Raw genomic sequence first — 247 nt, 5'->3', positions numbered from 1 at the left:
AGGCAAGTGCAATGAATGTGGCCTGTTCTTCATGGACAGTGACCTAATTGAGGTAGACCATATTAAACCTCTAGCGGGGGAGGGTAAAGATACCCACAAAAACCGCCAAGCATTGCATCGCCACTGTCACGACCGTAAAATCGCAAGAGACCTTGGTATAATCGAGGAACATCAAGCGGAAGTCAGCTCCCATGACAAGGGATAAGTTGGCTAGGAGCCGGATGAGGTGAAAGTCTCATGTCCGGTT

The 247-nt window shown here is 49.0% G+C and carries 1 protein-coding gene; it reads left to right on the top strand.

Features of this window, described 5'->3' with window-relative positions; genetic code table 11:
- The coding region (locus AC0QH1_RS00690) for an HNH endonuclease (RefSeq protein WP_324628804.1) at positions 1-205 on the top strand (205 nt) is incomplete at its 5' end.
- Positions 206-247 lie beyond the last annotated feature (42 nt).

Source organism: Phormidium sp. CCY1219, assembly GCF_055795085.1.
This window is presented reverse-complemented; position numbering and strand designations above follow the sequence as displayed.